21 protein-coding genes are annotated in these 22,460 nt (G+C 56.0%); 14 read left to right on the top strand and 7 right to left on the bottom strand.

The annotated features are described in order from the left end of the window. Positions 1 to 52 precede the first annotated feature (52 nt). From BMW84_RS20745 to BMW84_RS20710, 8 genes are all read left to right on the top strand, one after another. Complete coding sequence (locus BMW84_RS20745) at positions 53 to 400, top strand: YflT domain-containing protein (RefSeq protein ID WP_091071668.1); 348 nt, start codon at positions 53 to 55, stop codon at positions 398 to 400. Positions 401 to 622: 222 nt separating this feature from the next. Next, positions 623 to 1,795, top strand: a complete 1,173-nt coding sequence (locus tag BMW84_RS20740) for a SpoIIE family protein phosphatase (protein WP_091071666.1) — start codon at positions 623 to 625, stop codon at positions 1,793 to 1,795. Continuing rightward, positions 1,792 to 5,439, top strand: a complete 3,648-nt coding sequence (locus BMW84_RS20735; protein WP_091071665.1) for a response regulator — start codon at positions 1,792 to 1,794, stop codon at positions 5,437 to 5,439. The genes BMW84_RS20740 and BMW84_RS20735 overlap by 4 nt, the downstream gene beginning before the upstream one ends. A gap of 90 nt (positions 5,440 to 5,529) precedes the next feature. Further along, positions 5,530 to 6,390, top strand: coding sequence for a CheR family methyltransferase (locus BMW84_RS20730; RefSeq protein WP_254773081.1), 861 nt, complete (start codon positions 5,530 to 5,532; stop codon positions 6,388 to 6,390). Between the two features lie 17 nt (positions 6,391 to 6,407). Further along, positions 6,408 to 8,078 carry a response regulator gene (locus tag BMW84_RS20725; RefSeq protein ID WP_091071661.1) on the top strand — a complete coding sequence of 557 codons (1,671 nt, stop codon included), beginning with the start codon at positions 6,408 to 6,410 and terminating at the stop codon, positions 8,076 to 8,078. Between the two features lie 97 nt (positions 8,079 to 8,175). Next, positions 8,176 to 8,514 (top strand): STAS domain-containing protein, encoded by a 339-nt coding sequence (locus tag BMW84_RS20720; RefSeq protein ID WP_042200066.1) that lies wholly within the window; start codon positions 8,176 to 8,178, stop codon positions 8,512 to 8,514. 18 nt (positions 8,515 to 8,532) lie between these two features. Continuing rightward, positions 8,533 to 8,985, top strand: a complete 453-nt coding sequence (gene rsbW / locus BMW84_RS20715) for an anti-sigma B factor RsbW (RefSeq protein WP_091071660.1) — start codon at positions 8,533 to 8,535, stop codon at positions 8,983 to 8,985. Further along, a complete protein-coding gene (locus tag BMW84_RS20710; RefSeq protein ID WP_091071658.1) occupies positions 8,982 to 9,752 on the top strand; it encodes a sigma-70 family RNA polymerase sigma factor in 771 nt (256 codons plus the stop codon). Before rsbW ends, BMW84_RS20710 begins: the two co-directional genes overlap by 4 nt. 94 nt (positions 9,753 to 9,846) lie before the next feature. Here BMW84_RS20710 and BMW84_RS20705 read toward each other — a convergent pair whose 3' ends face one another. Next, positions 9,847 to 10,179: a DUF5665 domain-containing protein gene (locus tag BMW84_RS20705; protein ID WP_091071657.1), complete on the bottom strand. Its 333-nt coding sequence runs from the start codon at positions 10,177 to 10,179 to the stop codon at positions 9,847 to 9,849. 117 nt (positions 10,180 to 10,296) lie between these two features. Next, the gene (locus BMW84_RS20700) at positions 10,297 to 10,800 is read right to left on the bottom strand and encodes a YtxH domain-containing protein (protein WP_091071655.1); all 504 of its coding nucleotides are present in this window, start codon (positions 10,798 to 10,800) and stop codon (positions 10,297 to 10,299) included. Positions 10,801 to 11,079: 279 nt separating this feature from the next. Between BMW84_RS20700 and BMW84_RS20695 the strand changes: the two genes are divergently transcribed. Beyond that, the gene (locus BMW84_RS20695; RefSeq protein ID WP_091071653.1) at positions 11,080 to 11,799 is read left to right on the top strand and encodes a pirin family protein; all 720 of its coding nucleotides are present in this window, start codon (positions 11,080 to 11,082) and stop codon (positions 11,797 to 11,799) included. A 172-nt stretch (positions 11,800 to 11,971) separates the two neighbouring features. Here the strand turns inward: BMW84_RS20695 and BMW84_RS20690 are convergent, their stop codons facing one another. Then, the gene (locus BMW84_RS20690) at positions 11,972 to 12,202 is read right to left on the bottom strand and encodes a DUF1128 family protein (RefSeq protein WP_091071651.1); all 231 of its coding nucleotides are present in this window, start codon (positions 12,200 to 12,202) and stop codon (positions 11,972 to 11,974) included. A 152-nt stretch (positions 12,203 to 12,354) separates the two neighbouring features. On the opposite strand from BMW84_RS20690, the gene yyaC reads away from it, so the two are divergent. Then, positions 12,355 to 12,885, top strand: a complete 531-nt coding sequence (gene yyaC, locus BMW84_RS20685) for a spore protease YyaC (RefSeq protein ID WP_091071650.1) — start codon at positions 12,355 to 12,357, stop codon at positions 12,883 to 12,885. Between the two features lie 92 nt (positions 12,886 to 12,977). Continuing rightward, complete coding sequence (locus BMW84_RS20680; RefSeq protein ID WP_091071648.1) at positions 12,978 to 13,769, top strand: alpha/beta fold hydrolase; 792 nt, start codon at positions 12,978 to 12,980, stop codon at positions 13,767 to 13,769. Between the two features lie 62 nt (positions 13,770 to 13,831). Here the strand turns inward: BMW84_RS20680 and BMW84_RS20675 are convergent, their stop codons facing one another. Together BMW84_RS20675 and BMW84_RS20670 are read right to left on the bottom strand one after the other, a co-directional pair. Then, positions 13,832 to 15,133 carry an MFS transporter gene (locus BMW84_RS20675; protein ID WP_091071646.1) on the bottom strand — a complete coding sequence of 434 codons (1,302 nt, stop codon included), beginning with the start codon at positions 15,131 to 15,133 and terminating at the stop codon, positions 13,832 to 13,834. Then, a complete protein-coding gene (locus BMW84_RS20670; protein WP_254773074.1) occupies positions 15,134 to 15,625 on the bottom strand; it encodes an ArsR/SmtB family transcription factor in 492 nt (163 codons plus the stop codon). 260 nt (positions 15,626 to 15,885) lie between these two features. Here BMW84_RS20670 and BMW84_RS20665 point away from each other — a divergent pair, with 260 nt between their 5' ends. The 3 genes from BMW84_RS20665 to BMW84_RS20650 all read left to right on the top strand — a co-directional run bounded on the left by BMW84_RS20665 (position 15,886) and on the right by BMW84_RS20650 (position 21,204). After that, entirely contained in the window at positions 15,886 to 16,551 is a 666-nt protein-coding gene (locus BMW84_RS20665) for a DUF6483 family protein (protein ID WP_091071642.1), read from the top strand. A gap of 80 nt (positions 16,552 to 16,631) precedes the next feature. Next, the gene (locus BMW84_RS20660; RefSeq protein WP_091071640.1) at positions 16,632 to 17,813 is read left to right on the top strand and encodes a class I SAM-dependent methyltransferase; all 1,182 of its coding nucleotides are present in this window, start codon (positions 16,632 to 16,634) and stop codon (positions 17,811 to 17,813) included. Positions 17,814 to 18,570: 757 nt separating this feature from the next. Beyond that, on the top strand, positions 18,571 to 21,204 hold the full coding sequence (locus BMW84_RS20650) for an O-antigen ligase family protein (protein WP_091071637.1): 2,634 nt from the start codon (positions 18,571 to 18,573) through the stop codon (positions 21,202 to 21,204). Between the two features lie 98 nt (positions 21,205 to 21,302). On the opposite strand, the gene BMW84_RS20645 is transcribed toward BMW84_RS20650, so the two are convergent. Both BMW84_RS20645 and BMW84_RS20640 read right to left on the bottom strand, forming a co-directional pair. After that, positions 21,303 to 21,956, bottom strand: coding sequence for an SdpI family protein (locus BMW84_RS20645; protein WP_091071636.1), 654 nt, complete (start codon positions 21,954 to 21,956; stop codon positions 21,303 to 21,305). Continuing rightward, complete coding sequence (locus BMW84_RS20640) at positions 21,953 to 22,246, bottom strand: autorepressor SdpR family transcription factor (protein ID WP_175498968.1); 294 nt, start codon at positions 22,244 to 22,246, stop codon at positions 21,953 to 21,955. The genes BMW84_RS20645 and BMW84_RS20640 overlap by 4 nt, the downstream gene beginning before the upstream one ends. Positions 22,247 to 22,460 lie beyond the last annotated feature (214 nt).

The raw sequence follows: 22,460 nt of genomic DNA, 5'->3' as shown, positions 1-22,460 counted from the left end.
AAAAAGCTGTCTTGCAGCAGTCCTATTACTATTAAATCAGGAGCGTGATCTCATGGATTTCATCGGTGCGAAGTCGTTTGCCAAAGTGCTCGATAACGGTGTACAGGCGATTGAAGAGGTGAACCGGCTGCGGAGCAGCGGGTACACGAAGGATGAAATTTACGTGATCAGTCATGATCAGGACCGGGAAGAGCGGATTACCGAGGCGGCAAATTCCAATGAAGTCGGACTGCACGAGGAAGGACTGTTTGGCGCCATCGCCAACTTGTTCCGGTCCCGGGGCGATGCACTCCGTTCCAAAATCACCTCACTTGGATTTAGCCAGGCCGAAGCGGGCTTTTACGAGAAAGAACTGGATAGGGGCAAAGTGCTGGTTATTGCCAAGAGAAGACCGGAATAATTCCGCTTCTGCACCGGCTGCTCATCTATATTCCAATAGCGTAACCTCCAGTCCTGCGATGAACCGCAGGGTTGGAGGTTACTTTGTTGTCCACTTGCCTCAGGCAGATGCTGGCCGGTCTGCTATTTTTTAAAAATGTAGAATTATGCCGAATATCGTATGATAGAAAGATAGACTTGGATATTTGCGGACTCCTAATACTTTTCGTGCGAGGTGAAGAATTTGAGAATATTAATCGTCGACGACAATCCGACAAACGTAATCATTATCCGTGAAATCCTGAAAAAAGAAAACTACCGGAATTTGACGACGGCCGCATCGGCCAAAGAAATGCTGAAACTGCTGGGCGCCTCGGTAGAGGCGCCGGGAAAAAGGCCGCGCCCGTCCGATATTGATCTGATTCTGCTGGATATGATGATGCCCGAAATGGACGGCATCGAGGCCTGCCGGGTGATCCAGCAGTATGAGCATCTGAAGGATATTCCCATAATTATGGTTACGGCGGTAGGCGACTCTAAAAAGCTGGCCGAAGCGCTGGATGCCGGCGCGGTCGACTATGTAACGAAACCGATCAACAAAGTGGAGCTGATGGCCCGCATCCGGTTGGCGCTGCGTCTCAAACGGGAAAAAGACTGGCATAAGGAGCGGGACCAGCGCATTCAGGATGAGCTGAAGCTGGCTGCGCTCGTGCAGAATGCGGTGCTCAGCCTGCCGATTACGGACGAGGCATTCGAGGTCCATGCCATATACCAGCCGTCGTTCGAGCTGGCCGGGGATTTGTATGCCTGGTATCCGCTCGGCGACGGAAGATATGCCGTCATTCTGCTCGACATGATGGGCCACGGCATCTCGTCCTCGCTGTTCTGCATGTTCCTGGCTTCGGTGCTGAAGGACACGGTAACGACCTATGTCGAGCCGGAAAAGGTGATCCAGGAGCTGAACCGCCGCTTTAATCAGCTCTATATTGAAAAGCAGCTGGTGCAGTATTATTTCACGGCGATTTACCTGGTCGTCGATACGCGCATGAAGCGCATTGATTTCGTAAACGCCGGACATCCGCCGGCGATGTTCTTCGAAGGCGATGCCAAAGTGCCCGTCCTTCTGGAGAGCAACTGCCACCCGGTCGGGCTGTTCGACAAAATCGACATCGTTCCGCAGCATATTACGTTCGAAGAGGAGGGCCATCTGGCGCTGTATACCGACGGTCTGCTGGAGCTGGTCGAAGGCGGTCAGGAGGCTCAGCTCGAATTCATGACCAAACGGCTCATCGGCGGGCATGAATGGCGCGAGGCGCAGATGCGTGAAGCCTTTTTCACGGAAAAAGCCAGCCCGGAGCGCGACGACGACAAATGTCTGGTATGGATAGCTTTGAAGAAAGGGACGGATAGGGAATGAAGATCAAGGGCAAGCTGCTCATCGGGTTTAGCGCGCTGCTGGCGATTATGCTGGCGCTCACGATAATCGGCCTAGACCGTCTGAATTATATGAGCGGTCAACTCGACAGCATCCAGCAAAAATACGTCAAAGGGCGATATGCTTCAGGGCTGCGGGGCGAAGTCAACGACATGGCCCGTATTTTGACGACGACGATGCTGAATGCCGACACGTTGACCGTCGAAGCGCAGGAGAAGGTGCTGGATACCAAAACAACCACTGCGAGGGCGTATCTGAAAAGTCTTGAGGATGCCTTGACGCTGGCGGACGAACGCGATTTTTTGTCCCGGATCGAAAAGGCTTACGCCGCCTACGAGGATTATCAGAACAAAGTCGTTGAATTAATGGGAGAAGGCTACTTCCAGAACGCCAACACCTACCGCAACACCTCGGGGCAAGCGATTCAAGATGAAGTGCTGGCCAGCATCAATGCGCTTACGGATCACAATGCCAATGTCATGAACGAGGAGTACGATGCAGCCAAAGCGGCGCATGAGCGTTCGATCCAGATCGTTACCCTGGTCATGGTCGTCGGCCTTCTGCTTGCCCTTGGCATCATTTTATGGGTTATTCCCAGCATTTCCCGCGGCCTCAATGTCGTGGCCATGATGATGAAGGGCTTCGGCGAAGGCAAAATGCGGGCGATCCGCCGGATCAAAGTAACCTCCAAAGACGAATTCGGCAGCATCGCCAAGGTCTTTCAGGATCTGGCAGAGGATCTGGAGCAGAAACAGCAACTGGAAAAAGCGTACACTCAAGCGCAGAGCGACCAGGCTTGGCTGAATGCGAGCGTTGCGCGCGTCACCGAGCTGCTGCGCGGCGTCAAATCGCTGGAGCAGGTGTCCCAGACCTTTATGAGCGAGTTTACGCCGCTGCTCGGCGCGCAGTACGGAGCGATTTATTTGACCGATGCCAAACACCCGAACCGTTTGAATGCCGCGGCCTTCTACGCCGGCGTGGAAGACGTCGCCCCGAAGGAAGGCTTCGACGTCGGCCAAGGCCTGATCGGCCAGGCGGCGCTGGACCGCAAGCCGATCAAGCTGGAAGAGGCGCCTGCCGGCTATCTCTCGGTCGCCTCCGGATTCGGTGAAGCCAAACCGGGCCATATTTCCATTTATCCGCTTCTGTTCGAGGACGACCTGCTGGGCGTGGTGGAATTTGCGTCCTTCACGCCGTTCTCGGCGCTGCAAAGCGAGCTGCTGCATCAATTGTCGGCTAACCTGGGCGTCGTGCTCAACAACATTAACCGCCGCCTGACGGTCGAGGAGTTGCTGCGCGAATCCCAGGCGTTGACCGAGGAGCTGCAATGCCAGTCCGAGGAATTGCAGACCCAGCAGGAAGAGCTGCGGCGCTCCAATGAGAACCTGGAGGAGCAGACCGATGCGCTGCGGCGCTCCGAAGAACTGCTGCAGCGGCAGCAGGAGGAACTGGAGCATTACAACACCGAACTGGTCGCCAAAACCCGGGAATTGGAAGTTCAGGTGCAGGAAGTCAAAGAGAAGAAGGACGAGATCGAAGCCGCCCGTTCCCAACTGGAGAAACAGGCGATGCAGCTGTCCGTCACCAGCAAATACAAGTCCGAATTCATGGCGAATATGTCCCATGAGCTGCGGACCCCGCTGAATAGCCTGCTGATTCTGTCGCAGCTTCTTACGGAGAACAAGGAAGGTAATTTGACGGAGAAGCAGATCGAGTTTGCCCAAACCATCTATATGTCGGGCGCCGATCTGCTGAAGATGATCGATGAGATTCTCGATTTGTCCAAGGTCGATGCCGGAAAAATGGAGCTGAACTACGAAGAAATCCCGATGACTGAGCTGAAGACCTTCGTGAAACAAAATTTCGCGCCGCAGGCCGCCAAAAAAGGGCTGCTGTTGCGCCTGACCTTCGACGAGCCGCTGCCGGACAACCTGTATACCGACAGCCACCGGCTGAAGCAGATTCTGCGGAATCTGCTGTCCAACGCTTTCAAATTTACCAGCCAGGGGCATATCGAATTCGAGGTTAGCCATGCCGATCCAAAGAAGCTGCCGGATTACCTGCCGGCCGATTTCAAATACGTGGCGATTTCTGTCCGCGACAGCGGCATTGGTATCCCTAAAGATAAGCTGGATATTATCTTTGAAGCGTTCCAGCAGGTCGACGGAACGACCAGCCGCAAGTACGGCGGCACCGGCCTGGGACTGTCGATCAGCCGCGAGCTTGCCCGCCTGATGGGCGGCGCCATCACAGTCGATTCGACGGAAGGCAAAGGCAGCGTCTTCACCCTCTATTTACCGGTGCAAGGCCATTACAGCCTACTGCCGGGCGCCATAGCGGCGGCGGCGACGCTGGAAGAATTACCTGCTCCGCCGGTGCCGGAAGCTCATTTTGCCGAAATGCCTGAGCAGGCAACGGATGTCGAAGATGACCGGAATACGCTGGGGCCGGACGACAAAGTTCTGCTCATTGTTGAAGATGACGTGAAATTCGCCAAAATTCTGCTGAGTATGGCACGCGCGCGCGGATTTAAAGGGCTGGTGGCGCTGCGCGGCGATATCGGTCTGCATATGGCGCAGACCTACCTGCCGGATGCGATTATTCTCGACATCCAGCTGCCGGTCATCGACGGCTGGGCGATTTTGCGCGAACTCAAGGGCGAATCGCATACCCGCCACATTCCGGTGCATGTCATCTCGGTCAGCGATGAAGTGAAGCAGGGGCTTATGATGGGCGCCATGGCCTATTTGCGCAAGCCTTCCTCCAAGGAAGCGCTGGAACACGCTTTTTCACAAATCGAAAGTTACACCTCCAGTTCGCTGAAACATCTGCTGATCGTGGAAGACGACGATATCCAGCGCCGTTCGATCATGGAGCTGATCGGTCACGACGATGTGGCGATCACGGCCGTTTCGACCGGGGAAGAAGCGATCCGGGAACTGCGGATGCAGCGGTACGACTGCATGGTGCTGGACCTGATTCTTGAGGACATGGACGGGTTTGAGCTGCTTGACCGGATCCGCGACGACGAGGATCTGAACGATCTGCCGATCATCGTTTATACCGGCAAAGACCTGGACAGCAAAGAAGAGACGCGGCTGCGCAAATACGCCGAATCGATCATTATCAAGGATGTGCGTTCGCCGGAACGGCTGTTGGACGAAACGACACTTTTCCTGCACCGGGTTGAAGCCAACCTTCCGGAAGACAAGCGTAAAATTCTGCAAAAACTGCACAATAAAGAAGAACTATTCGACGGCAAAAAAATCCTTCTTGTCGACGACGACATCCGCAATGTGTTTGCACTGTCGAGCGTGCTGGAGGGGTATCATATGGAAGTGAAATTTGCCGAGAATGGACGGGAAGCGCTGGAGATTCTTGCGCAGCAGAAGGATTTCGACCTGGTTCTGATGGATATGATGATGCCGGAGATGGACGGCTATGAGGCCACCCGGCAAATCCGGATGCTGCCGGAATATCATAAGCTGCCGATTATTGCGCTCACCGCCAAGGCGATGAAGGAGGACCGGGCCAAGTGTATCGAAGCCGGTGCCTCCGATTATATGAAGAAACCGATCAGTACGGATCAGCTTCTCTCCTTAATGCGGGTATGGCTGTATTCGTAAGCCGTTTTTTGGGGTAATAGCTATACAGTACAAATAAAACCGCCAGTCCGAATGCGGCAGGGATCAAGGAGTCGGAAGTGTATGGAAGCCATGGAAGGCAGAATGGACGGACAAGTGCATACAATGGAAAATAAGCAGGAACTGGAGCAAATCGAAATCGAGCTGCTGCTCAGCGGCGTGCATCGCCTGTACGGCTATGATTTTAGAAATTATGCGATGCCTTCGCTGAAGCGCCGCATTTGGCATCATGTCCACAGCGAGAACGTGCCGAACATTTCCGCGCTGCAGGAGAAGGTGCTGCATGACAGGGCTTGCTTCGAACGGTTTGTCTACAGCTTGTCCATCCCGGTTACGGAAATGTTCCGCGATCCGAGCCTGTTTTTGACCTTCCGGCAAAAGGTGGTGCCCCTGCTGCGGACCTACCCCTACATCCGCATCTGGCACGCCGGCTGCTCGACCGGGGAGGAAGTCTACTCCATGGCAATTCTGCTGCATGAGGAAGGGCTGTACGATAAAGCCCGCATTTATGCGACGGATATGAATGAGCGCTCGCTCCAGCAAGCCAAGGAAGGACTCTACGACATCGGCAAGATGAAGCAGTACACCAAAAATTATATGGCGGCCGGCGGGACGCGAGCGTTCTCCGAGTATTACACGGCCAAATATAATTCGGTGATGCTGCAGCCCTTTTTACGCAAAAACATCATTTTCGCCGAACATAACCTGGCCACGGACACCTCGTTCAACGAATTCAACGTGATTTTCTGCCGCAACGTGATGATTTATTTCAATGATGAACTGCGCGACCATGTTCACGGCCTGTTCCACGAAAGCCTGAGCCGGTTCGGCGTATTGGTGCTCGGAGCGAAGGAGTCCATTCATTTTACCAGGTACAGCGACAGCTACGAACCCCTGGACCGCATCGAAAAAATATACCGCAAGAACAAGTGACAAGACAGGAGGAGCCTATGGGGGTTCAAGAACCGATTCATATCCTGCTGGTTGACGACAGGCCTGAAAATTTGCTTGCGCTGGAAGCCGTATTGGAAAGCCAGAAGTACAAGCTGATTAAAGCGACATCCGGCGAAGAAGCGCTGCGGTGTCTGCTGAAATATGAATTTGCCGTAATCGTACTGGACGTGCAGATGCCGGGAATGGACGGGATCGAGACCGCCAAGCTGATCAAAGCGCGGGAGAAAACGAAGGATATTCCGATTATCTTCATTTCCGCCAACAGCAAAGAGGCTGAGCATTTGTTCGCGGGTTACTCTGCCGGGGCCATCGACTATATGGTAAAACCGTTTATCCCGCAAATCCTGAAGTCCAAGATTGAGGGCTTCGTGCATATGTATTTGACGAGCAAGATGCATCAGATGCAATCATCGCTGCTGCAGCAGAAGACGCAGGAGCTGGAGAAGATCAACGGCGAGCTCATCAAGGCGAAGGAAGAGGCCGAAATTGCCGCCAAGGCAAAAACGGAATTTCTGGCGATGATGAGCCATGAAATCCGGACGCCCATGAACGGCGTCGTCGGCATGATCGATTTACTGATGGAGACCGACCTTTCGCCCGAGCAGAAGGAATACACCGAAATTATCCGGAAAAGCGCAGATACGCTGATTACGGTTATAAATGATATTCTGGATTTCACGAAAATGGAATCTGGTAAAATGGAGATGGAGGAGCAGCTGTTCGAGCTTCAGGTGACGATCCAGGAGGTATTCAGCCTATTCTCGGCGGAAGCCGGGAAGAAGAACCTCGAATTGGCCTATTTCATCGACCAGAAGCTGCCGAAGCTGATCTACGGGGATATGGCGCGCCTGCGGCAGGTGCTTATCAATCTTGTCGCCAATGCGGTGAAGTTCACGAACCAGGGCGGCGTATACCTGGTGGCGACCCCCCTGCCGTCGGCGGAAGGGAAGCTGGTTGTCGAATTTACGGTCAAGGACACCGGTATCGGGATTTCTCCGGAAAAACGCGACCGGCTGTTCAAGCCGTTCTCGCAGCTGGATTCTTCGATGACCCGCAAATACGGCGGCACAGGTCTGGGCCTGGCGATCTGCAAGTCGCTTGTCGGAATGATGGGCGGGGAGATCCGTGTCGAATCCATGGAAGAAAAAGGTGCCACCTTCGTGTTCACCATCGAGACGGCGCTGCCCGAGACGGAGTTTGCCGGAGATACGCGCGAGGAAGAGCCGGCAGGAGTGGCGCTGGGCCGGAAATGGCGCAGCCGAATTCTGGTTGCCGACGACCACCCGATCAACCAGCGTCTGATGGTCAGCATGCTGGACAAGCTCGGTTATATCGCCGATGTTGCCGAAGACGGGGGCCAGGCGGTAGAGCTGGCGTCCGCGAACGCCTATGATTTTATCTTCATGGATCTACAGATGCCGGTGATGGACGGTTTAGCCGCGACCGCGAAGATTCGTACCGGAGGCGGCCGTTCGGCGAGCCGTGCCGTCATCATCGCCATGACTGCCAATGTTATGGAAGGCATCCAGAACCGCTGCCTCGCGGCTGGGATGGACGGGTATATCAGCAAACCGCTGAAGCTGAGCAGCATTAAGCAGATGATCTCCCGGTATTCTCGAGCCGAGCTGCCGCTTAAGGAGCGCAATACGTCCGTGTATAAGACGTAAGGCACATTTTACCAAGTGTGCAAACCTGCATTTTCTGTTTCAATCATGTGACTTTAGGGTTATTGGTAAAGAAAACATATATCAGGAGAGATTGTCTATGAATACTCATAAAAGCGAAAAGTTCCACGCAAAGACCGAAACGGAAGGCAATGTATGTACAGTTTATCTGATCGGTGAGCTGGATTTGTCGGTAGCTCCCGATTTTCGCCTGGTTATGGAACCGCTCGTGGGAGATACGGGGCTGGATCTCGTCATTAACCTGAAGGATTTGAAATATATAGACAGCACAGGTATCGGCATTCTGCTGTCCATTCTGAAAGCGCGGCATGGGATGGACGTCAAATTTACGGTCGAAGAGGTTCCGCCGCAAATCCAGAAGCTGTTTGACATGACCGGCATCTCCAAGTTTTTTGCCCCCCAAGAGAATTCCCACTAGGAAAGGATAGAAATTAGGATGAGTGATGACGTGCAAAAAGTAATTCTTCAGTTACCCGCCAGCGCAGAATATGTCGATATCGTCAGACTTAACTTATATGGCATAGCCTCCAAAATGGGGTTTACCTATGAAGACATCGAGGACATGAAGGTCGCTGTCTCCGAAGCCTGTAACAACTCCGTTCTGTATGCCTACGGGCAGGAGGACGGTCTGGTCGATGTCATTTTTGAAGTAGGGTCCAGCAGCTTGTCGATTACGGTCAAAGACGAAGGGGAGAGCTTTGACGAAGCGGACAAGTCCGGCGAACACATGACGCTGCATGACAAAGAGCTGAGTGATGTTCAGGTGGGCGGGCTCGGATTTTATTTAATGCAAGCGCTCATGGATGAAGTTAGCGTGGTGAGCGAAGCAGGAAAAGGGACGGTCGTGACCCTGACAAAACGACTTCATTTCAGTGAGGAGAAAGTATGAATGAGAAAGTGACTCCCCCTGAATCCATGAGCGAAGCGGTAAGCATGATTTGGGAGTATCAACAGACGAAGGATAACGATATCGCGACCGAGCTGATCCGTACTTATGAACCGATGGTCAAAATGGCGGCAGGCAAAATCGCCCGCAACCGTCCGGATTTGTATGAGGATTTGTATCAGGTCGGACAAATGGCATTGATCCGGCTGCTTCAGCAGTATGATATTAGCCTGGGGATTCCGTTTGAGCCTTATGCGATGAAGAGCATGATCGGCCACATGAAAAATTTCCTTCGCGACAAATCATGGTATATCCAGGTTCCCCGACGAATCAAGGAAAAAGGTGCGCTTGTCCAGCAAGCCATTGATGAGCTAACCATCAAGCTGGAGCGATCGCCGGCGGTTGACGAGATTGCAAGCTTCCTTGACCTGTCCGTGGAAGAAACGGTGGAAGTGCTGGCCGGCCGGGAGTGCTATCATTATGTATCGCTGGATTCGCCGCTCTCTCAGGAAGAGACGGGCGCAACGCTGGGCGAACTGATCAGCTCCGAGGCCAATGACTATGAAACGGTGGAAAAACGGATGGACCTGCAGCAGGCGCTCGGCCAGCTCAAGGAACAGGAACAGCAGGTGCTGCTGCTTGCCTTCCAAGACGGCCAATCGCAGCGGGCGATTGCCCAGAAGCTGGGGGTTTCGCAGATGAGCGTCTCCCGTATCCAGAAGCGGGCCACCGAAAAACTGAAACAGATTATGGCGAACTCCTCCTATTGATTTGTATCATCAGTGAAACAGGACAAGCCTCCTTGCTTAAAGGGGGCTTGTCCTGTTTGTATGTGTACCGGCGGTTTGACGTGACAGCTTATGCTCAGTTGTTGGCATCGATGTATTTTTTGATCTCGCCCAGATATTCCCCGATGACCGGGACGTCGATAAAGAGGCTGGCAATATACCCGAGTAGCCCCAGGATAATGAAGGTACCGAGCGACAGGCCAAGACCCCGGGAAATGCCCGCCATCAGGTTGGTCAGGATTCTTTTTTTCGGATTGGTGTAGTTCTCGAGAATATCCTTGAACTCCGACTTCTCCAGCGAATCGGCAATTTGATCAAGCCGCGCGTTGAGGCGCTTTACTTCATGTCTAAGTTCAAACGGATGCTCGTCGACCTCATACGCTTTCGGTCTGCTGCTTGCTGTCCCCATAATGATTCCTCGCTTTCTGCAGCCCCAAGGCTCTTTGGAATAAAAACAGCCAGCTGCGGTGAGCTGGCTGCCCTGGTTCGTTCTGCTTCGAGTGCCATGATTCACCCGGACGGTGGATCAATAAGACGATTTATAAGAGGATTGAACTTCCTCTTTCGTTTCCTTTGCCGTATCGGCGACGTCCTTGGAAGCTTCTTTGGCTTCGCCGGCTACATTCTTGGACGCATCCTTAACATCAGAGGCGATATCTTCGGAAGCCTCGGTGACGGTAGCGCCGATTTTTTGGCCGGTCTCCTGCAGCGTAGCCGCGATCTGCTGTTTGCCGTCGCTGACCGTGCTGAAGATATCGGAGGCTTTGGAGGATACAACGCCGGCCAGATCGGTAGCTTTTTCGCTGACAGTCGAAGCAAGGGATTTCGTCTTATCCGTCAAGGTGCCGGCTACTTCTTTCGTTTTATCGGTTGCAAGCGACAGCTTTTCGGACAAGTCGCTGCGCATCTCGCGGCCGGGCTTAGGCGCAAAGAGCAGCGCAGCTGCGGCTCCAAGAAGTCCGCCGATAAAGATACCCTTCAAAAAAGTGTGTCCGCTGTCCATTGGATATTCCGTTTCTGCCTTATTCATCATCAATCACTCCTTGTATGGATAATGTGTAACGCTAAGAAAAGGATATCGCCTGTCAGGATAATCCTGCAGCGATCTTACTTCGTATATAAACGTTGAGGTATGGGCTGAAACAGTCAAAAAGTGCCGTTAAGCACGGGGTTTCACCGTTGATTGAGGGAAGAAATAACCGGGTAAACAATACATAATTACAGTACCTGCCACAACTTGTTCAGATTGGCAGCGCACCCCGTGTGCTTATGGCAGGAGGACGCAAACCACCTGGAGGTGCAATCCATCATGTTTAAAATCGTTACATCGGCGCAGCGCCATACATCGAATCGGGAATGGATTCACAGTGAATTCAGCTTTTCGTTCGCCGATTACGATGATCCGAGCAATGCCCATTTCGGGGCGCTGCTGGCCCACAATGACAACGTGCTGAAGCCGGGGCAAGGCATGCATGAGCATCCGCATCATGATATGGAGATTATCACCTATGTCATCAGCGGCGTGCTGCGGCATCAGGACGATCTCGGCAACCACGCCGATCTTCAGGCAGGCAGCGTGCAGCTCATGTGCGCGGGAACGGGAATCAACCATTCGGAGACGAATCCTTCGGAGGAAGAAGACGTGCGGTTTCTGCAAATGTGGATTCTGCCGGATAAACCTGAAGCCGTGCCGCAATGGAACGCAAAGTTTTATCCGCCGGAATTCAGGCGCAACCGCCTGCTGACCGTAGTGTCGGGCGTCGGGACAGAGGGAGCTCTGGAGCTGGACAAGCAGGTGAACATCCATTTGTCTGCGCTGGAGACGGGGCAAAGCCTCGCCTATCCGCAAAATGGCGACCGCCGGCTTCATCTATATGTCGTCTCCGGAAATCTGGAGGTGACCGGGGCTGACGGCGTGTTTCAACTGGAGCCTGGCGATGCGGCACGCATCCGCAGCGGCGGCGATTTGACGTTGAAGGGGACGAGCAGCAAGGGCGACGCTGAGCTTGTGCTGATCGACTTGCCGTAAACCGTCCCGGGAAGTAAAACTTGAAATTAGGGGCAACAGCTTCGGGGTATACTCAAGCACTATGCGGAGGCCGCAAAGGAGTATACCGTTCCATTCGCTAAAAAAACGCCTTGCCTTAGCCGCTGCCCGGAGGGGCGACGGAAGGGCAAGGCGTTTTTGCTGATCCAGCGGTTTAATTGGATTTGTTGCGCAGGCGGCCAAGCTCGGATACCAAGGCCTCAACCTGGGCGATGCTGAGCCGTTCGCTGCTCATGGTCACCTCGTAAATATCCATAATATCTTCATAATGCTCCACGGAAAAAGCGGATGCCTGCATGGCGGCAGCGCTGGCCATCTTAAGCTTGCTCTTGATGGCTTCGATCATGTATTCCACGTTTTCCTGGCTGGGCTGCGATAAATCCATTGGAACCGTCCTCTCTTTTTCGTATCTCCGAGTTATTCTAACAGCTTTTGTTCATGAACACCATTTTTTTGTCCGCGGCAATGGAATTATGATAAATTAGAGAAAATCGTTTTTGGATGAGGAACTATTCAGTTAGGGAAGGAGTGAAGCGGGTGGCGATCAGGGAAGAGGAGAGCCGCAAACGGATGAAGGCGGATGCCGCCGGACTGGTCGAATTTTTCGCCGGTCTTGCCGCTTTGCACCCGGCCGAGAAGATTACCTTTTTATGTATCGGCACGGACCGCTCCACCGGAGACGCGCTCGGGCCGCTGACCGGCAGCAAGCTGACGGAATATGGCTTCCCGAACGTAGTCGGTACGCTGCCTGATCCTTGCGATGCGAACAATCTGGTGGATAGGCTTGCCGCCATCGGACCGGACCAGTATATCGTTGCGGTGGATGCTTGTCTCGGCCCTGCCGCGGCGCTGGGTTGTTACTTTGTCGCGCGGGAGCCGCTGCGGCCCGCGCAATCCGTCGGCATATCGCTGCCGGCGGTAGGCCATGCCAGCCTTGCGGCGATTGTTGATGTAAACGGTCCGTGGCCGTACCGCATATTGCAGACCACTCCGCTGCACCGGGTCATGGTGATGTCCAACAAAATCGCCGCTGCGGCGGCGCAGGGATTTGGTTTTAATTTTAAATAACTGCGTTTCAAGGCTCCTGCTTTGGCTTAAATAATTAAGAAAAGCAAAAGCTGTAACTGTATGTCACTACATATGGAAAGAAGGAAGCGGCCATGGAAAACATTCGGTGTGAAGGAAACAATATTTGTTACAGCGACCAGGGTTCCGGCGAGGTCATCGTGCTGCTGCACGGTTTTTGCGGAAGCTCCAGCTATTTTGAGCAGGTCATACCGTATTTGAGCGGCCGCTATCGCGTCATCGCCCCCGATCTGCGCGGCCATGGCGCATCGGATGCGCCGCTGGGTGCCTATACCATCGAGCAAATGGCGGACGACGTATTGTCTCTGCTGGACGCATTGGAGATCCCTAAATGTTATCTGCTTGGACATTCGCTCGGCGGGTACATCACGTTGTCGTTTGCCCAGCGCCATTCGGCGCGGCTGAAGGGCTTTGGGCTGATCCATTCTACCGGATATCCGGACAGCGAGGAAGCGAAGGAGAAGCGGCTGAAGAGCGTCAGCCAGATCCGGAGCGAAGGCATAACCGATTTTGTCGATCAGCTCGTGCCGGGATTGTTCGCGCCGGATGCGGCGCCGCAGCTGCTGCAGCGGGCCAAAGAAATCGGTTACCGGACGCCGCCGCAAGGCGCGGTCGGCGCTGCGCTGGCGATGCGCGAACGTCCGGACCGCCGGGATGTCATCTCCGCTTCGGCATTGCCGGTGCTGCTGGTCGCCGGTGATCAGGATGCCATCGTTACGCCTGAGCGGGCGTTTACGGCCGACAAGCCGAATGTCACGAAAGCGACGATCTCCGGGGCGGGGCATATGAGTATGTTTGAAGCTCCGGAACGGCTGGCGGAGATCATCAAGGATTTTGTGCCGGCCATGCAAAGAGTGGCGAAATAAACGCAGATATCAAAATCAAATAGTCCCGGGTTCCGCCTTACAACGGAACCTGGGACTATTTTTTATTGGAATTTGCGGATGGCCGGATTCATCAGCACCAGCGCGGTGCAGGCGATGCCGGCCAAAGCGAACAGCGCCATCGTAATTATGCCGCCGAAAGCGTCGGCCAGGCTGCCGACCACGATGTACCCGACCGGAAGCAGGGCGAAGGAGCCCAGCATGTCGAGGCTGGCGACGCGGCCGAACGCTTCCTGCGGCACCAGCTCCTGCAGGCTGATCTCCCAGATCAGCCCGAAGATCATCAAGCCGAAGCCATCAAGGGCAAACAGCGCTATCGCAACGGCCGGATTTGGCGCAAACGGCAGCGCCAGCAGCGCCAAGCCGCTCAGCAGGACGCCGCCGTAGGCCATCCATCCGCGGTGTTTCCAGCTGGAGCGAAGGCCATAGATAAACCCGGCGCACAACGCGCCAACGCCGGAGAAGGTCAGCGCCAGCCCATAGACGGAGGGGCTCCAGCCGTGATGTACCTTGAACAGCCAGGGAACCAGGACGGTAGTAACGCCTCCGTAACAGATGTTAATGAACGAAAAGGCCAGAATGGTGATCCAAAGCCAGGGATGGCTGCGCAGCACGGCTAACCCTTCCTTGAAATCGCCTTTCCAATGCCCGGCAATCCTCTCCTTAACAGGGACCGCGGTTTGGACGGCCGCGGGCGCGGAAGCGGCGTTGTAACGGCCGGTCAGCACCCTGCGCAAGAAGATGAGGCAGACGAGCGAGATCAGGTAGCTGAAGGCATCCAGGCCAAAGCCCGTACCCGCCGCAAAATGGGTAACGAGCAGGCCACCCAGCGAAGGACCGAGCAGGCGGATGGCCTGCGTTGTCATTTGCGTCAGCGAGTTGGCGGCGATGCGGATGTCCGGCGTGAACACCGTGGCCCGCATCGCGGCATAAGCGGGCTGAAAGAGGCCGTCGAGCAGACCGTAGATGGCGAACAACACGTACAGCATCGGAATGCTGAGCACGCCGGTAAGCGATAAAACGGCTGTAGCCGCCATAATAAGGAATCGGGCGACATCGGCCAGCATCATGATACGGACACGGTCATACTTATCGACGATATGGCCGGAGATCGGCAGCATAATCACGTTCGGCAGCATATAGGCGGCCATAATCATCCCCATGATCGTCGTGGATCCGGTCAGCGAGTAGATCAGCACGGGCAGGATCACCATGGTAATCGAACTGCCGAGGAAGGAGACCATATGTCCGAGCCATAAGAACAAAAAGGCTCTCGACGCGGCAAACGGGGCGAGAAAACGCTGCAGCGGACGCTGTTTGACGTCTTCGGCGGGGGCAGGCAACATCTATGGGCTCACCTCGGGATGGGCCTCTTCGTTTTCCGGCTGTAAACGGCCGAGCACGATGTCGAGGCCGTATTCGCCGCCATGGGTAACTTTGGATTCCCAGGAGGAGATGAAAGCCATCAGATCCCGGCGGAAAAGCGCCAGTTCTTCGGATGACAGCGTCAGCCTCGTGGTGAAATGCTCCACCGTATTCTCCGGCGTAAACTGGAAGCCGCTGAATTCCGGGCCGTTGAACCAGGTCGCTTTGGAGCGGTAAAACTTCTGGACGATTCCGCCGGCCGTCTCCGTCCGTACCAGCTCGAGCAATCCGCCCTCATACAGCTTCATCATATGGTAATGGACATTGCCCGGCGTTTTGTGCAGGCGGTCGGCAACCTGCTTCGAGGTCAGCGGCGTATCGGCCAGCATGTGCATGATTTTGATCCGCAGCGCGGATTCAAGCAGTTTGCTCTGTTCGGAAGTGATCTCCAAAGGTTTAGGGAAGGGTTCCATCCGCATGTGCTCCTTTAATGAATTTTAGAAAAAGGTTGAGAACAGCCTTCCTCGATAAAATTTGTACTGTAGTAAGGTTCGTTCTGCAGTCCGGCATGTTCTGCGAATTGGATCATTCTGTAATCCAGATCGGTTATTTCGAGTATAGCTTGCCGCCTGGTTTCCGTCAATATGGAGCGCAAGTGGAACCTCTCCCCACGTATGAGTTAAGATAAAGCCAGGCAGAGTACAGACTCGTACACGGGAAAGGGGAGACTGCTTTGTTCCGCAGGGATTACATTGTACGCATGATTGAAGACATGACCGCGATGGTCGCCAAGGTGTTCACGCTCAAGCAAGAACGAAAAAATACCGAGGCGTTATGGGAAGTCGATGAACTGCTGAACCGGCATTTCCGCCTCAACTCCAGGCTGATGAACTCTTTGGCCCTGGATGATCTCATCAACATGTTCCGGCTGGGCGGGGTGCTGGAGACCGACAAGCTGCAGGGCGTCGCCCGGCTCCTCAAGGAAGAGGCCTCTATCTATGGTGCTGCCGGAAAAAGCGAAGAATCGCTGCAGCGGAATCTGCGGTCGCTGCATCTATTCCTGTACGCCGACCGCGGCGGCGCGGACCGGTCTTTGCTCGGCTTGACCGCAGAGGTGGACAGCCTGCTGGCCGAAACGGAGCGGTACAGGCTTCCCGTGGCCACCGAACATTTGCTGTGGCCTTATCTGGAGTCGCTGGGCCGGTATGCCAAAGCGGAAGACAGTCTGTACCGGTTATGGGAGCAGGGAGAAGACGTAGGCGCGGAAGGCAGCGCCTGGTATGAGCGATTGCTGCTGCTGCCGCAGGAAAAGCTGGAGCAGGGCGGCTTGCCGCTGGACGAAGTCCGTCAGGGCCGGGAAGAATGGGCGCGGTTAACCGCGAAGTCGGTCAGCCCTTGACGGAGGCCGTTCTCATTTCTTGCGCCGAATTATGCTATAATAGCGGTGCTTATTTTTGAGCAGAAAGCGAGAGGTACGCCGTGGAATCTTTACAGGCATTAATCGAACAAATCGTTACCGCCCGGACGCTGATTACCGCCAGCTTCAGCCAGCTGCGCAGCAAGGGCGAAGCCACATACAGCAAGGTGCAGATCAAGCCGGTGGAACTGAAGGGCAAGCTGCACTATCAGTTCGCCTATTTTACCGGACCGAAGGTCGAGCACCGCAATATTCCTGAGGAACAAGCAGCCGAAGAAATGATGGCGCTGCTTCGCGCCACCTTCCGCCAGGCGCTGGTCTGCACGGCCGAAGCGGATTATCAGGTGCTGATCAGCAAGAAATTCAAGGTGTCGGTCCTGACCAAGTCACCGACCAAAAAAACGGCAGGCAGCTTGGCCCATAACCGCAAGAAGCAATATGTGCTGGATGAGGGCGAGCCGGTGCCGTTTCTGGTGGAGCTCGGGATCATGAACGCCGAAGGCAAGGTGCTGGCCAAGAAATACGATAAGTTCCGCCAGATCAACCGTTTCCTGGAGATGGTGGAGGACGTGCTTGCCGATCTGCCTTCGGGCCGGCCGCTGACCATCGTCGATTTCGGCTGCGGCAAATCGTATTTGACGTTTGCGCTGTATCATTATTTGGCCGTGCGCGAACGGCGGGAGTTGAGCATCGTCGGCCTTGATCTGAAAGCGGACGTTATCGCGCATTGCAGCGAGCTGGCCGACAAGCTGGGCTACGACAAGCTCCGCTTCCTCGTGGGCGATATCGCCGAATACAATGAGCTGGAGCAGGTCGACATGGTCGTCACCCTGCATGCCTGCGATACGGCGACCGACGCCGCCCTTGAAAAAGCCGTCCGCTGGGGCGCCTCCGTCATTCTTTCGGTGCCATGCTGCCAACATGAGCTGTTTGGCCAGATCGACAATGACGTGCTTAGTCCCCTGCTGTCGCACGGGATTCTCAAGGAACGCTTTTCGGCGCTCGCGACCGACGCCATCCGCGCCAAGCTGCTGGACCTGGTCGGTTACCGTACCCAGCTGCTGGAGTTCATCGACATGGAGCACACGCCGAAGAACATCCTGATCCGTGCCGTCAAAAGTCCGAGCGGCGACCAGGCCGCCAAGTGGCGGGAATATGCCGCTTTCCGTGATTTTCTGGGGGCCAAGCCTTACCTGGAACGCGCGCTGGAGGGCCGTTTGCCTGCCGGACAAGCGGTGGAATAAGGCGGTTGGAGGTTGCGGGTAATGAAGGCAAGGGGTAGTGCTGGCGCTGGCGGAACGCGAGAGATTTTCTCCGGTTGGGGGGAATCCCGGCGCGAAGCCTGAGTATGGCAAGCCGGCAACAGCTGGCTAAGGGAACAGTCCGCACAAAAGCCGCTTCACAAAGAGCAGCGCAGAAGCCGCCAAAAGGTGAGATACACACAAAAGCTGGACAAAGGCCTAAAGCCGCACCACAAAAGCAGTACAAAAGCCTCCAAAACTGCCAAAGCACCATAAAGGAGTTTCAAAAATTTCCAACAGCTGCAGCAAAGGCCGCACAGCAAACCTATAGTTCTTTGCGCTGCAATTTTCATGGAAAGAACGTTAGCGGAAAGCAGCTAACGGACCTGACAGCCCTTATTTGCCTGTTTTTGCCCATTTCAGCGAATTAACGGACCGAAGCGCCGTTATTTGTTGATAAAGCCATGTTCTCGTGCACATTTTCATCAAATAAGGTCTCTGGTGTCCATAGCGTTGGGAAATAGCTTTATTTCCCGGGAATAGCGGCGCTCAGGTCCGTTACGATGGCCATTTGTTGTTGGTGCCTAGTGTTTCAGCACATCGAGCACCTTTATCGTGGACGGTTATTCTCAAGAGAGAATGACCGTCCTTTTGCGTTGCCGTTGTTTACCCGTTTTTTTGGCGAGACTGTGACTGAGGTACCGGAGCCAGCGGAATTAGGACGGCTGACGGGCATTACGTCAAAGGGAGGGGACAGGAAGTGGATGGCAGAAAGAGTGGACCGACGCTAACAGCGCTGCGGATTCTTTCGGTGGGCTTGGTGGCTGTTGCGGCGCTTTCGGCCTGCCTGCTGCGGGGGATGTTTTTCACGGCGGACATGTATCCCTTGTTGTCATTCTGGCTTCCCCCTGCGGGGATCGTCTGCGGACTTGGTCTGCTTTTTTATGTTTATCAAAACCAATGCAATCCGGCGTCTTTACCCTTATTAAAGCGCCAGCGGAACGTTGCCGGTTTCAATGGGGGACTGCAATCTGCACGGTTCAAGGAGCAACCGGAGGATGATTCCGCCCCGGATTTCCGATTGCCCGTGCCTGTGCTTGTCATACTGCTGTTCACCCCGCCGGTGATTGCTGCTTTCTATGCGCTGCATTTGCGGCTGGAGCCGGTATCCCTAACCGGGACGATGAACGAGCTTTTCCGCTGGGGATTCTATACCGCATTCGCCTGGCTTGCCTGTCTTAGCACGGCAACCCGTGGCGGGCGTACCGCCCTTGCCGCGCTTTGGCATATTGTTGGCCTGCTGCTCAGCCTGAGTGCGCTGCTGGCGGTATGCGGCGTCGTCCCGCTGCCTTATGCTGTCCTGCGTACGGCTTCCCCGGAGATCAGCGCGACCGGCGTGAGACTGGGTGGGTTGCTGGAGTATCCCAATACCTTTGGCGCGGTGATGGCGATATTTGGGCTGGAGCGCTGGTTCGCAGTGGCCGAAGCCGTGCGGGAGGATGGCGGCAGGGTGCAGGAGCCGCTGGGGGAGGTTCACGGCCGGAAGGGAAGAACATCCGAAGGCAAAGCAAATGTCAAAAAAAGCAGCGCAGCAGGGTCAGGTAAGAATTCGGCTGAGACCGAACAAAAAGGCGGAGTAACAGCGTGGCTGCGGGGCCGGGCAGGCAGAACGACCGGCACAGAACCGACGAGACCTGCGCAAGCAGTGTTTGGGAAGACGGGCGTTTTGGGGCTGCGGGGCCCGGCAGTCTTGATGCGGTTCCTTGCGGGCGAAGCCTTCCCGCAAGGAACCGCGCGGCAGCTGCTTCGCCAGCTGCCGCTGTTCCCCTACGCCGCCGCGCTGCTGCTCAGCGAGTCGCGCGGCGCGTGGCTCGCCGCGGCCGCGGCCGCCGCGGCGGCATTGCCCCTGAAGCGGCGGCTGGCCGCGCCGCTTCTTGCCGCTGCCGCCGCACCGCTGGCTGCGGCGGCGCTGCTGTACCGCCAGTACGCCGCGGGCGGCCTGGCGGTACAGCCCGGGCCCGGCCTGCTGGCGCTGGCCGGGCTTTGGGCCGGCGCGCTGCTCGCCGGCCTGTGGCTGGCCCGCCGCCCGAAGGGAGCGGCGGGTCTGCTACAGCAGCGGCTGTACGCGCCGCTGCTCTGGGCGGCGGCAGGCTGCGCCGTCCTGCCGCTGGTGCGCGGGCGGGTCGGCGGCACGCCGGCGACCGCCTTGGCCCGCGGCGAGCTGTACCGCGATGCCTGGCGGCTCGCGGGGCGGGCACCCTGGCTGGGCCGCGGGGGCGAGACCTGGCACGGCAGTTACCTCGCCGTCCAGTCCAGCCCCTATGTGGGCAGCCAGGTGCACAGCGGCTACCTCGATATTCTGCTCAATCTTGGCATTGTGGGATTAGCCGGCGTTGTGCTGTGGCTGCTCGCCGCCGGCTGGCTGACCGCCAAAGCTTCGCCGCGGCGGTTCGCGCCGTTTGCGGCAGTCGTCCTGCATGGCGCGGTCGATTTTGACTGGAGCTACGGCCTGATCTGGCTGCTGCTGTCGCTTTTGGCAGCACTTGCTGTTGCCGAATATGCCCCGGTAACGTCCATTGCGCCGGCAATAGCCAAGAGCAGGCCGTCAGCAATCACCCGGTCCCCGCGCCATGAGGAGGCTGTCTTCTCACCGCTGCCGCCGCAATCGTCTTTCAGCCCGGCAGCGGCAAAGCCCCGCGAATTCTATCATCTCCGTACCTCCATTTTCCCGCAGCTAGGCTTAGCCTGCATCCTGGCGATCAGCCTGGCGGGGCTTCCGCTCGCACGGATGGCTTATTCGGCTGCGCAGGGGGACGCTTTGTACCGCAAAGCGATGCAAGCGGATGAACCCGCGGTGAAGATTGCGCTGCTGCGGCAATCGCTCGCGTACGATCCGGGCCAGCCGCGCGTGGTGCTATTGCTGGCACGGCTGCTTCCCGCCGCTGAGGAGCAAACCGCGCTGAAGCAGGGTCTGGCCCGGTCGACGGAGGACCCGCGGCTGAATTGGGCGCTGGCCCGCAGCTATATGAGGAGCGGAGATGCCGCAGACGCACTGCACTGGGCCCGCCGGAGCCTGCGGCTCGACCGGTACAATGCCGGCAAACAAATGCAGGCCGCGCAAGGGATGCTCGGCATCGCCACAGCGCAGCGGCTGGCCGGCGATCCGGGCCGCGCCCGGCGCAGCGCCGGCGCAGGGCTGGCGCTGCTGCGGCAGTTCCGGCTGCTGGCCGCCGGAACAGCACGAACCGGCGGCCATAATGACCGCCGGTTCGAATATGGACCGTCAGCCGCAGCCCTGCAGCTCCGGCTGACCCAGCTGGCTGCGGAACCGGAACGCTTCCGCAGCCAAGCCGTATCGGGAGGCACCGCAGACGACGGGGCGGCAATCCCGTAAGATCCAATAGAAGCCCCGATCTGCATAAGCCCCGATCTGCATCCGGCTTCCCGGGGGGCACCCACAGCTTATCCTGCCTGCCGGACCCTCCCAAAGCCCTACGCTTTTTTGCGCTCCGATATCATCCAGGAGTAGAACAGCGGCAAGATTGTGATGAGCGCGAGCGAGGCAACAAGCATTGTTACCATTGCCGGCTTCGGCAAAAATACGCCGATAAGAATCAGCAGTCCGCCTGCCGTCCATACCAAACCGGAGAAGCGGTGCGTCCGCCGCCACACGTCGGGGTTATTTAGCGTCCACGGCGTGCGGATGCCGATAAAATAATTGTCTTTCACCTGCGGCAAATAGTTGCCGAGCAGCAGGATCATCAGCCCCACCAATACCAGCGCCCATTTTCCCGCTTGAAATTGATCGTCCAGGCCGTAGGAGACCGATATCACGAAAAAGGCATCGAACACGACAGCAATAAACAGCCGGATCATTTTATAGGCGTGCTCAAAGCGCTCGTAATTTTCCCGCTTCGGATCAATCTTTCGGATAAACTGCATGCCGATCGGGAACAAAAGCCCCATCACGGCGGCAAGAATGAATACGGAATTTTTACTCCAGTAAGAGTCGACCTCCCCGCTGATGCCAAAATGGGAAGGCAGCTGATCCGGCAGCTTGCCGTAATTGATCAGGCCGTACCCCAGTGTTAACACGCCCAGGATGACCACCAGCGTATCCTGCCACTTCCATTTGAAACTCTTCATTGTTCTCTACCTCCGTTTTCGCTGTCGTCCGTTCCCGTTCCGGTCAGTTCCAGAAACCAGCCAAGCACCTCTTCAAGCACCGTTGTATCGAGCGAATACAGAATGAACTGCCCCTGGCGCGTATCCTGAATCAGTCCGGCATGCTTTAGGATGGTCAGGTGATGCGAGATGCTCGGTTTGGTCATTTGGAAAAAATCGGCGATCTCCCCGGCGGTCCGGTCCCGCTCCCGCAGCAGCCGGAGAATTTGCCTGCGGGTGGGGTCGGCCAGCGCCTTGAACGAATCGTTCATGTCCATCACCAACCCTTCGATATTTAAACAATTATCTAAATATACAATAGTCCGAACGGGTTTGGCTGTCAATGCGGTTTGACCCAAGTAGAAGTCGTAACCCCGCATATGCTAGAATAGGCTAGGAGAAGCTGGATAAATAGAGCGAGAGCGGCAAAGACCCTGATTATCGGGCCGAAAAGCCGAACTTTCGCAAATTTTACGGGAGGAGGAG

Source organism: Paenibacillus sp. NFR01, assembly GCF_900111565.1.
Taxonomy (GTDB): domain Bacteria; phylum Bacillota; class Bacilli; order Paenibacillales; family Paenibacillaceae; genus Paenibacillus_AQ.
The sequence above is the reverse complement of the archived record's forward strand: the minus strand, read 5'-3'. Positions and strand labels throughout refer to the sequence as shown.